Origin of the sequence: Nocardia sp. NPDC050793, from assembly GCF_040654065.1 — a bacterium.
Classification (GTDB): Bacteria; Actinomycetota; Actinomycetes; order Mycobacteriales; family Mycobacteriaceae; genus Nocardia.
Map to the genome: position 1 here is coordinate 51,398 of NZ_JBFAHG010000011.1, position 12,889 is coordinate 64,286.

12 protein-coding genes are annotated in these 12,889 nt (G+C 68.8%); 9 read left to right on the forward strand and 3 right to left on the reverse strand.

The genetic code is table 11. The features are described 5' to 3' along the window. Window positions 1-114 precede the first annotated feature (114 nt). Complete coding sequence (locus AB0H50_RS29660; protein ID WP_357458996.1) at window positions 115-582, forward strand: MarR family winged helix-turn-helix transcriptional regulator; 468 nt, start codon at window positions 115-117, stop codon at window positions 580-582. Window positions 583-588: 6 nt separating this feature from the next. On the opposite strand, the gene mftD is transcribed toward AB0H50_RS29660, so the two are convergent. Both mftD and mftE read right to left on the reverse strand, forming a co-directional pair. Then, the gene (gene mftD / locus AB0H50_RS29665) at window positions 589-1,788 is read right to left on the reverse strand and encodes a pre-mycofactocin synthase MftD (protein WP_357458999.1); all 1,200 of its coding nucleotides are present in this window, start codon (window positions 1,786-1,788) and stop codon (window positions 589-591) included. Further along, window positions 1,785-2,489: a mycofactocin biosynthesis peptidyl-dipeptidase MftE gene (gene mftE / locus AB0H50_RS29670; RefSeq protein WP_357459001.1), complete on the reverse strand. Its 705-nt coding sequence runs from the start codon at window positions 2,487-2,489 to the stop codon at window positions 1,785-1,787. Before mftE ends, mftD begins: the two co-directional genes overlap by 4 nt. 86 nt (window positions 2,490-2,575) lie before the next feature. Between mftE and mftR the strand changes: the two genes are divergently transcribed. The 6 genes from mftR (at window position 2,576) to AB0H50_RS29700 (ending at window position 7,974) form a co-directional block, all read left to right on the forward strand. Then, window positions 2,576-3,169: a mycofactocin system transcriptional regulator gene (gene mftR / locus AB0H50_RS29675; RefSeq protein ID WP_357459004.1), complete on the forward strand. Its 594-nt coding sequence runs from the start codon at window positions 2,576-2,578 to the stop codon at window positions 3,167-3,169. Window positions 3,170-3,294: 125 nt separating this feature from the next. Continuing rightward, entirely contained in the window at window positions 3,295-4,200 is a 906-nt protein-coding gene (locus AB0H50_RS29680; RefSeq protein WP_357459005.1) for an STAS domain-containing protein, read from the forward strand. Between the two features lie 13 nt (window positions 4,201-4,213). Then, a complete protein-coding gene (locus tag AB0H50_RS29685) occupies window positions 4,214-4,603 on the forward strand; it encodes an STAS domain-containing protein (RefSeq protein ID WP_067781095.1) in 390 nt (129 codons plus the stop codon). Continuing rightward, a complete protein-coding gene (locus tag AB0H50_RS29690) occupies window positions 4,593-5,006 on the forward strand; it encodes an ATP-binding protein (protein ID WP_357410992.1) in 414 nt (137 codons plus the stop codon). Before AB0H50_RS29685 ends, AB0H50_RS29690 begins: the two co-directional genes overlap by 11 nt. Continuing rightward, on the forward strand, window positions 4,999-5,634 hold the full coding sequence (locus AB0H50_RS29695; protein WP_357459008.1) for a SpoIIE family protein phosphatase: 636 nt from the start codon (window positions 4,999-5,001) through the stop codon (window positions 5,632-5,634). Before AB0H50_RS29690 ends, AB0H50_RS29695 begins: the two co-directional genes overlap by 8 nt. A 45-nt stretch (window positions 5,635-5,679) precedes the next feature. Then, window positions 5,680-7,974 (forward strand): SpoIIE family protein phosphatase, encoded by a 2,295-nt coding sequence (locus AB0H50_RS29700; RefSeq protein WP_357459010.1) that lies wholly within the window; start codon window positions 5,680-5,682, stop codon window positions 7,972-7,974. A gap of 25 nt (window positions 7,975-7,999) precedes the next feature. Here the strand turns inward: AB0H50_RS29700 and AB0H50_RS29705 are convergent, their stop codons facing one another. Further along, window positions 8,000-9,250: a helix-turn-helix domain-containing protein gene (locus tag AB0H50_RS29705; RefSeq protein ID WP_357459011.1), complete on the reverse strand. Its 1,251-nt coding sequence runs from the start codon at window positions 9,248-9,250 to the stop codon at window positions 8,000-8,002. A gap of 253 nt (window positions 9,251-9,503) precedes the next feature. On the opposite strand from AB0H50_RS29705, the gene AB0H50_RS29710 reads away from it, so the two are divergent. After that, the gene (locus AB0H50_RS29710; protein WP_357459013.1) at window positions 9,504-10,958 is read left to right on the forward strand and encodes an AMP-binding protein; all 1,455 of its coding nucleotides are present in this window, start codon (window positions 9,504-9,506) and stop codon (window positions 10,956-10,958) included. 115 nt (window positions 10,959-11,073) lie between these two features. After that, window positions 11,074-12,882 carry a DUF3556 domain-containing protein gene (locus AB0H50_RS29715; protein ID WP_357459016.1) on the forward strand — a complete coding sequence of 603 codons (1,809 nt, stop codon included), beginning with the start codon at window positions 11,074-11,076 and terminating at the stop codon, window positions 12,880-12,882. The last annotated feature ends 7 nt before the right edge of the window (window positions 12,883-12,889 follow it).

The window sequence follows — 12,889 nt, forward strand, 5'->3', positions numbered from 1 at the left end:
AAGGTTGCACGTTCAACCCCAGTGGTGCTACCTGTCATGTCCCTGCAGTTTGTCGCGCTCGACACGACTACAGCGGGGCAATTTGGCTGACACGTCAGAGGCTTGGAGGCAGCCGTGACCGATCCGCAGTGGCTCGACGACGTCGAGATGCGGGCCTGGCTTGGATTCGTGCGCACGCGAGATCTCATCGCCGCCGCCGTGGGACGCGACTCATCGCGTGAGTCGAACCTCACTTACGTCGAGTACTCGGTACTCGCGCGGCTGGCCGCTACCGACGACCACCGGCTGACCTTCGCCGATCTGGCCGAGGCGCTGGAGTGGTCGCAGAGCAGGCTCTCCCATCAGATCACCCGGATGGAGAAGCGCGGATTGGTGCTGCGCGAGCCGATCCCCGACGACGCGCGCCGCACCGCCGCGCGGCTCACCCCGCGCGGCGCCGACGTGCTCGGTACCGCGGCGCCCGCGCACGTGCGCAGCGTGCGCAAGCACATGATCAACGCGCTGGACCGCGAACAGCTCAGCGCGCTGGCCGATATCTACGACACGCTGCTCGCGCACCACCGGACGAGACCCCCGGGTTGAGCGTGGTCAAGACGAAGTCGGCGCCTTCGTCGCCGCGGGCACGCCAAGCGCCCGTTCGAAACCGTCGGGCACCACGAGGTCGCCGCGGTTCAGATCGGTGATCGCCGTCTTGCGCAGACCGAGCAGGGCCGAGTCGATGCCGCCGCGCAAGATGTCGAGCACGTTCTCCACACCCGCCTGCCCGTTCGCGGCGAGACCCCACAGGTAGGCGCGGCCGATCATCACCGCGCGGGCGCCGAGCGCGACCGCCTTGACCACGTCGCTGCCGCGGCGGATGCCGCCGTCGAGCACCACCTCGATCTGGCCGCCGACGGCGTCGGCGATCACCGGCAGCGCACGGATGGCGGCCGGGGTGCCGTCCAGGTTGTTGCCGCCGTGGTTGGAGACCGAGATCGCGGCGACGCCCGCGGCGACCGCGCGCTGCGCGTCGTCGACCCGCATCACGCCCTTGAGCATCACCGGGCCGTCCCACTGGTCGCAGATCCAGCGCACGTCGTCCCAGTCCGGCGCGGGCGTGCCCATCCATTCGCCGTAGGCGCCGAAGAAGCCTGGCGCCGGGCCGTCGCCCACCGCCATGTTGGGCGCGGTCAGATCGGGGATGTGCCCGGAGCGGGCGTAGGTGGCCAGCCAGCGCGGCCGGGCGAGGGTCTGCGGCGCGAACTTCAGCATGGTGCGCAGATCCAGCTTCTCCGGGATCACCGGGCTGCCCCAGTCGCGGCCGTGCGAGAAGGACCAGTCCAGCGTCAGGATGAGCCCGACCGCGCCCGCCGTCTTCGCCCGCGCCATGCGCTGCAGGATCTCGTCCTTGCCGCCGCACCAGTAGAGCTGGAAGAAGGTGGCCGGGTTCGCCGCGATCACTTCTTCGATCGGCTTGCTGGCAAAGGAGCTGAGTCCCATGGCGATACCGCGCGCGGCGGCCGCCCGCGCGACGGCGACCTCACCGTCGGGGTGCACGGCCTGCACGCCGGTCGGCGAGATCAGCACCGGCATCGCCAGCGGCTGACCGAGCACCGTGGTCGACTGGTCGCGCTCGCCGATCGGACCGGCGACGTGCGGCGCGAAGCCGAGTTCGGTGAATGCCTTCTGGTTCTCCTCGATGGTCTGACCGCGCTCGGAGCCCGCGATCAGCGCGCCGTACACCGATTTCGGCAGCCGCTTCTTCGCGCGGCGCTGCGCCTCGGCAACGGTTTCGAACCAGGGATTCATGACGGGAGTCCTTTCGGGGCGTGCACCGGCCACCAGTGCCGGGTCTTCTGGGTCAGGTCGTCGGTCAATCGGGCGAGCAGGTCGCGTCCCTCCTCGGCGTGCGCGCCCGCGGGATCGCCGAGCACGCCGTTCGGGCTCACCGCGCGTACTCCCCCGGCGCGCAGCAGCGGCAGCAGCTCGTCGAGCGGGCGGGTGTCACCCTTCTCGGCCCGATCGGCGCGCACCAGATCAGGACGCAGCGCGAGCTGCAGCGCGGTCTCGGCGCGACCCGCGTGCAGGCCGCCCGGATAGTGCGGCAGGTACACCCGCACGTCGCGGGATTCGCGGCGCAGCAGCTCCTCGGCGCGGCGCAGCGGTTCCAGGTTCCCGCCGTGCCCGCTGACCACGAGGACGCGGTCGAAGGTGTCGGTGGCCGAGCGGCACAACTCCACGATCAACATCTCCAGCGCGGCCTGCCCGATGGACAGGGTGCCAGGGAATCCCGCGTGCTCGCCGCTGGATCCGTACGGAATCGTGGGCGCCACAAGCACTTCCGGGCGCGCGGCGGCCAGGCTCGCGCACAGCGCGACGGCGATGTCGGTGTCGGTGGACAGCGGCAGGTGCGGTCCGTGCTGCTCGGTGGCGCCCACCGGCACGGCGAGGATCGCACCGGCGGCACGCGCGCCCGCCTCCGGCCATGTGAGATCCGCCATGCTGCGCATGCCACCGAGATTAACGTCACCGAATGACATAATCAATACTTTCATGGACTGACAAAATTCGACCGGACGCCGTCCATAATGACTACGTGACCACGCGGACCACCCGGGGCCGACCCCGCGGCACCACCAAGCGCGAGCTCGAAGTCATCGCCATGCGCCTGTTCACCGAACAGGGCTTCGACGACACCACCGTCGACCAGATCGCCGCCGCCGCGGGCATCAGCGGGCGCACCTTCTTCCGCTACTTCCCCACCAAGGCCGAGGTGCTCTGGCACCAGTTCGACGACGAGGTGGCCGCGCTGCGCGCGGACTTCGCGACGGTGCCCGACGACGTGCCGATGATGACCGCCGTGCGCCGAGTCGTGGTCAACGCCAACCGCTATCGCGCCGAGGACGTGCCGGAGTTACGCAGGCGCATGTGGTTGGTGGCCACCGTGCCCGCGCTCTCGGCCACGGCGGGCGCGCACTACGACGCCTGGGAGCGCGCGGTGAGCGCCTTCGCCGGGCGACGGCTCGGCGAACCCGAGGACGGGCTCATCCCGATGGCCGTCGGCCGCACCACACTCGCGGCGGCCCGCGCCGCCTTCGACGCCTGGTTGCGCCGGGCGGACGCCGATCTCACCGTCTACCTGGACCAGGCCCTGCTCGCGCTGGAGCGCGGATTCGTGACGCCCACATGAATTGTGCGCGAGCTACCCATAGGTTTCAGCGCCAATCGGGATGGGGTATGACTAGGCTCGGACTCGGCCACGGCCGAGCGCACGACGAATCACCGACCTACCCGTCGAAAGGGGCTGGAATTTCCATGTCCGAGGTGTCCATGAGCCTTTCGGCGGACTCGCTGGCCGCGGGACCGGTCGACAACCTGCTGCCGCAGCTGGTCGAGCACCTGCGCCAGAACCGCACCGCGCTGCGCGAGGAGTGGGCGCGCCGCATCACCGACGCCCAGCTGCTCACCGCCATGACCCCGGAGGAGATCTTCTCCGAGGCCACCTCCATCTACGACAACTACGTCGAGGTGCTGGAGACCGGTAGCGTCGAAGCGCTGCAGGCCTACGCGCGCGACCTGTCCGAACGCATCATCCCGAGAGGAGTCGAGACCGACGAGGTGCTCGGCATCGTGCTCCTGCTGCGAGATGTGCTGGCCCGCTCGCTGTTCGAGAAGTACCAGTCCAACTTCGAGCTGCTGAACCACGCCCTCGACGCCTACGAACCGGCCGCCAACCGCATCGCGAGCACCGTGGCCATCTCGTTCGTGCAGGAACGCGAACGCGTCATCCGCCAGCAGCAGGAAGCCATCCGCGAGCTGTCCACCCCCGTGCTCCAGGTCCGCGAACAGCTGCTGATCCTGCCCATCATCGGCGTGCTCGACAGCCAACGCGCCCGCCAGCTCACCGAACAGCTGCTCCGCGCCATCCGCCACAACCGCGCCAAGGTCGTCGTCATCGACATCACCGGCGTCCCCACCATCGACTCCACCGTCGCCAACCACCTGGTCCAAACCGTCGACGCCTCCGGCCTGATGGGCGCCAGCGTGATCATCACCGGCCTGTCCTCGGAAATCGCGCTCACCCTGGTCACCATCGGCCTCGACCTGTCGAAGATGAACGCCGTCGGCGACCTCCAGGGCGGCATCGAGGAAGCCGAACGCCTACTCGGTTACGAGGTGACCCGCGTGACCGATCGGGCGGCCGAACGCGACGGACGCTGATCGAGCGCCCGCGATGCCGGTTCCCATTCTCAAGCAAGGCACCTATCTCATCGCGTCGGTCCAGTCCGCATTGACCGACGCCGATACCGAGCGCCTGCAGGACGACCTGATGAAACAGGTGAGCAGATACCGGGCGCACGGCATCATCGTCGACGTGACGGCGATCGACGTGATGGATTCCTTCGCCGCGAGATCGCTGCGCACCATCGCGCACATGACCCAGTTGCGCGGGGCGGAGACCGTCATCGTCGGACTTCAACCCGAGGTCGCGTTCGCCATGGTGCAGCTCGGACTGACCTTCGAGGACATGCACACCGCCCTCGACCTCGAAGAAGGACTGGCATGGCTGGATCGAAAATCTTCCGTACGCCGCCAGCGAGACGGTCGTGACAGTGGCCGCTGAGAACGTGGTGATCGCGGTCAAGCTGTCCGCGGACATCGTGACAGCACGACAAGCCGGACGGGAATTGGCAGCCAAGCTCGGCTTTTCCCTGACCGACTGCACCATGATCTCGACGGCCATCTCCGAAATCGCCCGCAACATCACCAGTTACGCGGGCACTGGCGAAATTCGCCTGCTGGTCGGCGATCGCGAGGGCCGCCAGGCGCTCGTGGTCCAGGCCAGCGACCAAGGGCCCGGCATTCGCGACATCCCCCGCGCACTGGAGGACGGCTATTCGACGGGTCGCGGACTCGGGCTCGGACTGCCCGGCGCGCGACGGTTGATGGATCGGCTCACGATCGACTCCGCACCCGGCCGCGGCACGTTGGTGGAAATGTGGAAGTGGGTACCCAACGGTGCATGAAGACGGGTTCATCGGCCGAATCGAGTGGGCGGTGGCCGGTCGCGCGTTACCGGGGCAGCACATCTCCGGCGACCGCTGCGTCGTCCTCGACGCGGGCGGCGGCGCGGTGCTGTTCGCGGTGCTCGACGGGCTCGGCCACGGCGCCGCCGCGGCGGATGCGGCCGACCGGGCCGCCCAGGTGCTGGCCGAGAACCGCTCCGAGCCTTTGGATGTGCTGATGGTGCTGTGTCATCGGGCCATGGCCGACACCCGCGGCGCCGCGGTGTCGCTGGCGCTGTTCGACGTCAAGGACACCGTCCGCTGGCTCGGCGTCGGCAATGTCGATTCCCGGGTGCTCACCGCGAGCCCCGCCGGACTGACCGTGCGCGCTGCGGTACTGCTGACCGGAGGCATCGTGGGATATCGGCTACCGCAGAACCTGCAACCGCAGACCGTGCAGGTGCGCGCGGGCGATCTGCTGCTGATGACCACCGACGGCATCGTCACCGAAGCCGCCGAGGGCATCGACCTTTCCAGGTCCACCGCCGAGATCACCGCCGACATCCTGGCCCGGCACGCCAAGGACACCGACGACGCCCTGGTGCTGGCCGCCCGGCACCGCGGCGGGACCGCGAACGGGGTGTCATGAGCGCCAGCGAGGTGGAGGCATGAACGCATGTAGTGGCGGTCGCCGATGAGCACCGTGCTCGCCGAATTCCTGGACGCCTACGCCGACGCCCTGCGACGCCACCTGGCCTCGCCCGGTCAGGACAGCCTGTCCGAGGGCTACGAACTGGGCAGGCGAGCCCTCGTCGAGAGCATCAGCCTGCTCGACCTCACCGAGAACCACTTCCGCCTGGCCACCGAGGCCGAACAGGCCGAGCACGCGTCCGAGGGCGCGCCGCGGATCGCCGAGACCGCACTCGAATTCCTCTTACAGACCCTCGCCGCGCTCGACATCGCCACCCGCGGCTATCTCGACGGCACCCGCCGCTACGAGCAACAGCGTTCGCGCGCCGACGATCTCGCAGGCCGCGACGCCTTCCGCACCGCGCTGGTCGAATCGCTGCAGGACGGGTTCTTCGTCGCCGATGCGCGCGGCACCATCGTCGAGGTGAACTCCGCCTTCGGCGCGCTCACCGGCTACGGTCCCGCGGACGTGCCGTATCCCGTGCCGCATCCGTGGTCGCTGCCCGCCGGACCGCGCTACCCGGATCTGGGCACCGAGGCGCTGCGCTTTGTGCTGCCGATCCGGCACCGCGACGGGCGTCAGCTCTGGCTTGCGGTGAGCACCAGCGCGCTGGTGAAACCGGAGAACAACGAGCTGATCTACGTCGGCACCATCCGCGACGTGACCGCCGAGCACGACGCGCAGGCCCGCGACCAGGCCGCGTCCCGGCTGGCGACCGCGGTGGGCGCGGCGACCAGCGTGGTCGAGGTGCTCGCGGTGGGTCTGGACGAATTGCGGCGCACCGTCGGCGCGGAGTCCGCGGTCGTCACGGTGTGGCCGAGCCGCAATGCCGACCCGGAGGTGTACGTCTCGGGGTCCGTCGAGCGGCCTGGCGATTCGGCCGCGGGCATCGAGACCGACCCCGTGGCGCTCGACAAACCGGCGCGAGCTTTGCTCGAGCGCGCCCGGCGCAGACCGCCGCGCAGCCTGTTCGCGATCCCGGAGGGCGCGGAAAGCTCCGAGGGCATCGTCGCTCCGCTCGGCGAAACCGGTGACGCCGCACTGTGGTTGCGCTTCGCCGCGCCGCGCGCGATCAGCGCCGCGGACTGGACGCTGTTCTCGCTGCTGATCGGGCACCTCAGCCTGGCGGTGCAGCGGGCGCGCAACTTCGATCAGGCCCGCGCCACCTCGCTCACCTTGCAGCGGGCCATGCTCGGCCCCATCGAGCTGCCACCGCGGTTCTCGGTGCACTACGAACCGGCGCTGCCGCCGCTGGAGATCGGCGGCGACTGGTACGACGTGGTGCCGTTGCGCGACGGCACCATCGGCATCGTGGTCGGCGACTGCGTCGGCCGCGGTCTGTCCGCGGCCGTGGTGATGGGCCAATTGCGCACGGCGGGAAGGGCTTTGCTGTTGCGCGGGGCGGGCCCCGCGCAGTTGCTCGCCGAGCTCGACACGGTGGCAGGCCGCATACCCGGCGCCATGTGCACCACGGTGTGCGCCGCGGTGCTCGACCCGGTGCGCGGACTGGTCCGCTACAGCAGCGCGGGCCACATGCCGCCGATCCTCGCCGACGTCGGCACGCCGGGCAGGCTGCTGGAGGGCGGGCGCTCGGTGCCGCTGGCCACCTTCGAGATGCCGCGCAGGCCCGAGGCCACCACCGCGCTGACGCCCGGCTCGACGCTGGTGCTGTTCACCGACGGTCTCGTCGAACAGCGCGGGGTCGACATCGACGACGGTTTCGCCAAGATCGCGACCGTGCTCGCCGACACCGCGGGCAAACTACCGCGCGAGGTGGCCGACGCGGTGCTCTCCCGGCTGCGCCCCGCCGCGGGCTACGACGACGACGTCGCGATGGTGGTCTACCGGCAGCCGCCCGCGCCGCTGCACATGGACGTGCCCGCCGACGCCGACGAGCTCTCCGGCATGCGCCGCAGGCTCAAGGCCTGGTTCGCGGCCGCGGCCGTGCCGCACGATCTCGCCTCCGACCTGGTGGCCGCGGCGAACGAGGCGTGCAGCAACAGCATCGAGCACGCCTACCGCAATGGCGCGGTCGCGACCGAACGCGTCCGGGTGAGCGCGGAATGCGACACCGAACGGGTCGTCATCGAGGTCACCGACACCGGTACCTGGAAGCCGCGCTCCGCCGATCCCGGCCACCGCGGCCGGGGCATCGATATGATGCGCGCGCTCACCGAGGAACTGGAGATCGACCACAACGGACAGGGCACGCGGGTTCGCATGTCGGTCACCCTCCCGGCGATCAAATCGCCCGTGGCGAACCCGCTGCGCGGAGCCAACCGCCGAATCGCGGGGTGACGCGAGGGGCCGGGACGCAGGACGGTCATTCCGCTGTGTCCGAACGGCCGGAAGCCGGTGTGGTGACACCGAACCGATCGCACACCATCAGCGCGATCTCGACATCGAGGCGGTTGGTGCCGAGCGAATGACCGAGCAGCTCTTCGGCTTTGCGCACCCGGTAGTGCACGGTGTTCTTGTGGACGTGCATGCGGGCGGCCGCGTCGGTGAGGCTGCCGCGCGCGTCCAGGTACACCTGGGCGGTCTCGCGCAGCCGGGCCGTCGACTCGTCGTCGCGCATCAGGTCGCCGAGCACCCGATGCGCCCAAGCCCGCACGTCCGGCAGGCGGTCCATCAGCAGACCCGCAACGGCGACTCGCGAATACAGCGTCAGCTGACGGACTTTGGCGGCGGCCACCGCCACGCCGCGCGCGCCTTGCGCGTCGCGGAACGTCTGCCGGAACCCGGCGAGCCCGGACCCGCGATCGCCGACCGCCATCCGTAGCGGCGGTTGCTTGCGCAGCTCGGATTCGAGCGCTGACACGTCGAGCGAGGGTCTGCCCGTCGAGGAGATCCACGCCCAGCAGTTGTGTTCGTCGACGAGGATCGTCATCGGTTCCTTGCCGGTCGCGTTGCCGAGCATGCGCGCGCCGGTGCGCAGCAGGTCGTCGGAGGCCGGGGAGCCGGGCGGTGTCCAGATGATCGCGGCGAGGTGCCAGCCGCGCAGCGAGGTGCCGAGCATCTGTTCCGCCGAAGGCAGGTCCAGCCCCTCCCCCTCGAGAACGGCCCTGACCTGTGCCGCGCGCGTCGCGTCCGTGCGCGCGTGCCAGCGGCGGCGTTCGTTCTCGTAGATATCGATGAGGCCCTCGACGACCCGGTCGATGTAGCGGTTGATCAGCAGCGCGATCCGGCTGGTCGTCGCCAGGGCCAGCTCGGCCGAGGGTTCGAGCGTCCGCAACACGGTCATCGCCGTCTGCGCGAACATGTGCTCCCCCAGGCGATATGCGCGCAGCAATGCCTCGAGCGACATTCCGTGCTGGGCGAACCGGCGGGCGTACTCCGCGGCGGCGGGCGGCACGGTGACATCGTCGAGCGAGATACCCAGCGTCAGCAGATCGAGGATCGCGGCGAGGTTCGAGGCCGTGCTGGCCACCATCAACCTCCGCACCTCGTCGTCGTGCCGGAACTCCGGAATCATCTCGGCGAACATCGAGGTCATGTCCGCGAGCAGCCGAGGAAGATCGGCTTTGATGTGTTCGGCCACCTCGCGGACGGTCGACTCGACCTCGTCGTTCATGCCCGCGCCTCGCAGGCAGGCCCCGGCACGGCTGTCGCACGCCCGGCCATGATTCCCTCACTGCGCTCGCTCATTGGCCCGGACGATACTCCAGGTCAGCGGTCCGGACGGGCGCTTGCGGACACTCTTTGTGCCACTGGCACAACGCACCGCGAAAACTCTGGGATACCGGCCCGTAGCCCTGTCTCGGCTATTTCCCTACCGTGGGTTTTGTAATCCCCGTCACATACCATACGCATTCGATGGTGAGGAAATGGCGCAGCACATAGCCGAGACACCCCGCGTCCGGGCGCTCCGGAATCCGACCGGCCCCTGCCTCGCGGACGATCACGAAGAACTCGACAACGCGACTTTCGCACGCCGCGTCCAGATCGCCGCGGCAATTCTGCATGCGCACGGTGTGCGGCGCGGTGATGTGGTCGCGGTGGTTTTGCCGAACCGACTGGAATTGGTGATCATCCTTTTCGCCGCCTGGCATCTCGGCGCCGCGGTCACTCCGGTCAAACCGGATTCGACTTTCGATGAACTGCACTATCAGATTTCGGATTGCGCCGCGAAAGTCGTGATCACCGAAGGCGGCCGCGGAATCGGGTCGCTGGATGTGGCCGATGTGGCGGGCCGCGCCGCGACGGCCACCGGGCCGGTGCCCGCGGTCGTCACCGAGGACGACGCGACCGCGCTGATCATCTACACCAGCGGCACCACGGGACAGCCGAAGGGCGTGGTGCTCGATCACTCGAACATCGCCGCCATGTGCGCCATGCTCATCGAGACGCTCGGCCTGGACGAGACCGATCACAGCCTGCTGATCCTGCCGTTGTTCCACGTCAACGGGATCGTGGTGAGCGTGCTGTCGCCGCTGCTGGCCGGGGGCAGGGCCACCATCGCGGGGCGGTTCTCCGCGTCGACCTTCTTCGACGTGGTCGAACGCGTCCGGCCGACGTACTTCTCCGCGGTGCCTGCCATCTACGCCATGCTGGTGACCCAATCCCCCGAGCGGACACCGGACACCTCGTCACTGCGTCGGGTCGTGTGCGGCGCGGCGCCGATGCCCGCCGAGCTCATCGCGCGGTTCGAATCGCGTTTCGGCGTCCCGATCGTCGAGGGCTACGGCCTCTCCGAGGGGACATGCGCGTCGACGGTGAACCCGCCGGACGGGCCGCGCAAGCCGGGCACGGTCGGGGTGCCGCTGCCCGGTCAGACGATCGCGATCATGCAGGCCAACGGCATCCTCGCCGACCCGGGCGAGCCCGGCGAGGTAGTGATCAAGGGCCCGAACGTGATGCGCGGGTACCTCGGCCGCCCGCAGGCGACCGCGCAGACCATCGTCGACGGCTGGCTGCACAGCGGCGATGTCGGCTACTTCGACCAGAACGGCTACCTGGTGCTGGTCGACCGCATCAAGGACATGATCATCCGCGGCGGGGAGAACATCTACCCCAAGGAGATCGAGAACGTCCTGCACGCCCACCCGGACGTGCTCGAGGCTGCCGTGGTCGGCGCGCCGCACGAGGTGCTCGGCGAGGTGCCGGTCGCGCACGTGGTCGCCATGCCGGGGACCACGGTCACCGCCTCGCACTTGCTCGAGCATTGCGGCATCTCACTGGCCAGGGTAAAAATCCCGGTCGCCATTCATCTCACGGAAGAGCTGCCACGCAATCCGGTGGGCAAGATCGACAAAAGAAAATTACGCACGATGCAGGCCTGAGCATCGTCCGAATTCGGCGATAAATCCACGAAGGCACAGTCCGCCGTCCCAGCCGCGCGCTCACGGACGTCGATGTCGTGCACCCGAAAAACGACAGCAAGAAAGGCTCGTAACCATGGGGTTCAAAACGGGAGATTTCCCGCCCGTCGACGTGGATACATTTCTCGGCAAACCATTGCGGGAACGCATGCACGCCCTGGCGCTGCACTGGGTGAATTACGGCTTCGGCAGCCCGAGAATGATCCACACCATCTACCTCGTCAAACTCCTCATGCTCTACGTCCTGGGTGGCACGGCGCTGGCGACCTGGACCTCCGGCGTCGGCCCGGTCTGGGACGTGGCCGACTGGTGGAACGAGCCGATCGTCTATCAGAAGCTGGTGCTGTGGACCGTCCTGCTCGAGGCCATCGGCCTGGCCGGTTCCTGGGGTCCGCTCGCGGGCAAGTTCAAGCCGATGACCGGCGGAATCCTGTTCTGGGCGCGGCCAGGCACGATTCGCCTGCGGCCGTGGCGGCGGGTGCCGTTCACCAACGGCGATACCCGCACGCTGCTCGACGTCGTCCTCTACCTGGCGTTCCTCGGCACGCTGCTGATGGCGATCGTGCTGCCGGGCGTCCCGAGCGCGTCGCTACCTGGCCACACCTCTGGGTTGGTGAATCCGGCGCTGCTGATCGCGCCGATCGCGCTCTACCTGCTGTGCGGGCTGCGGGACAAGACGATCTTCCTCGCCGCGCGCGGTGAGCAGTACCTGCCCGCCCTGGTCTTCTTCGCGGCGCTGCCCTTCGTCGACATGATCATCGCGGCCAAGCTGCTGATCTGCGTCGTCTGGATCGGTGCCGGCGTATCCAAGTTCGGCAGCCACTTCTCGAATGTGGTTCCGCCGATGGTGTCCAACAGCCCCGCCGTCCCTTTCCGGTGGATCAAGCGGCAGCAGTACCGCGACTTCCCGCGCGATCTACGCCCGTCCAAGGTCGCCTCGTTCCTCGCCCACGTCGGCGGGACCACGGTGGAGATCATCACGCCGCTGGTGCTGCTGTTCTCGACCAAATACTGGCTGACCCTGGCCGGCGTGGTGATGATGGTGGTGTTCCACTGCTTCATCATCTCCACCTTCCCGCTGGCTGTTCCGCTGGAGTGGAACGTCCTCTTTGCTTACCTGACGGTGTTCCTGTTCCTCGGCTTCCCCGCGGCCGACGGCTATGCGGTCACCGACATGTCCTCGCCGTGGCTGGCCATCGGGATCACCGCAGCGCTGGTGTTCTTCCCGGTCCTCGGCAACCTGCGCCCTGATCTGGTGTCGTTCCTGCCGTCGATGCGGCAGTACGCGGGCAACTGGGCCTCGGCGCTGTGGGCGTTCGCACCCGGCGCCGAGGAGAAGCTGAACACGCTGCCGCACCGGCCTGCCGAGAACCAGATCGACCAGTTGCAGGCCATGGGCTACCCGAAGGCGATCGCCGAGATCACCATGCAGCAGACCATCGCGTGGCGGTCCATGCACAGTCAGGGCCGCGGCCTGTTCTCGCTGCTGTACAAGCACATTCCCGAGCTGGATCGGTGGACGGTGCGCGAGGCCGAGTTCGGCTGCAACTCGCTGATCGGCTTCAACTTCGGCGACGGGCACCTGCACGGCACCGATTTGATCGCGGCGGTGCAATCCCGTGTCGGCTTCGCCCCCGGTGAGTGGATCATCGTGTGGGTGGAGTCCCAGCCGATCCACCGCGGCACCCAGCGGTACCAGGTCATCGACGCGGCGCTCGGCGTCGTCGAGCGCGGCGAGTGGCGGGTGCGCGATGCCGTGCAGACACAGCCATGGCTGCCCGACGGTCCGATCCCGCACGAAGTGACCTGGCGGCGCGCCGGATACGAGGCGCCGACGCTGCCCGTCGGGCCCGCGCCCGAACCCGAGCCGCAGCGCGTCGGCTGATCCGCGA

Bases quoted from the DNA above. Each gene is read 5' to 3' on its own strand.
- AB0H50_RS29705 (WP_357459011.1), bottom strand. From the start codon at position 9,250: ATGAACGACGAGGTCGAGTCGACCGTCCGCGAGGTGGCCGAACACATC.
- AB0H50_RS29680 (WP_357459005.1), top strand. From the start codon at position 3,295: ATGTCCGAGGTGTCCATGAGCCTTTCGGCGGACTCGCTGGCCGCGGGA.
- AB0H50_RS29710 (WP_357459013.1), top strand. From the start codon at position 9,504: ATGGCGCAGCACATAGCCGAGACACCCCGCGTCCGGGCGCTCCGGAAT.
- AB0H50_RS29700 (WP_357459010.1), top strand. From the start codon at position 5,680: ATGAGCACCGTGCTCGCCGAATTCCTGGACGCCTACGCCGACGCCCTG.
- mftD (WP_357458999.1), bottom strand. From the start codon at position 1,788: ATGAATCCCTGGTTCGAAACCGTTGCCGAGGCGCAGCGCCGCGCGAAG.
- AB0H50_RS29715 (WP_357459016.1), top strand. From the start codon at position 11,074: ATGGGGTTCAAAACGGGAGATTTCCCGCCCGTCGACGTGGATACATTT.
- AB0H50_RS29685 (WP_067781095.1), top strand. From the start codon at position 4,214: ATGCCGGTTCCCATTCTCAAGCAAGGCACCTATCTCATCGCGTCGGTC.
- mftE (WP_357459001.1), bottom strand. From the start codon at position 2,489: ATGCGCAGCATGGCGGATCTCACATGGCCGGAGGCGGGCGCGCGTGCC.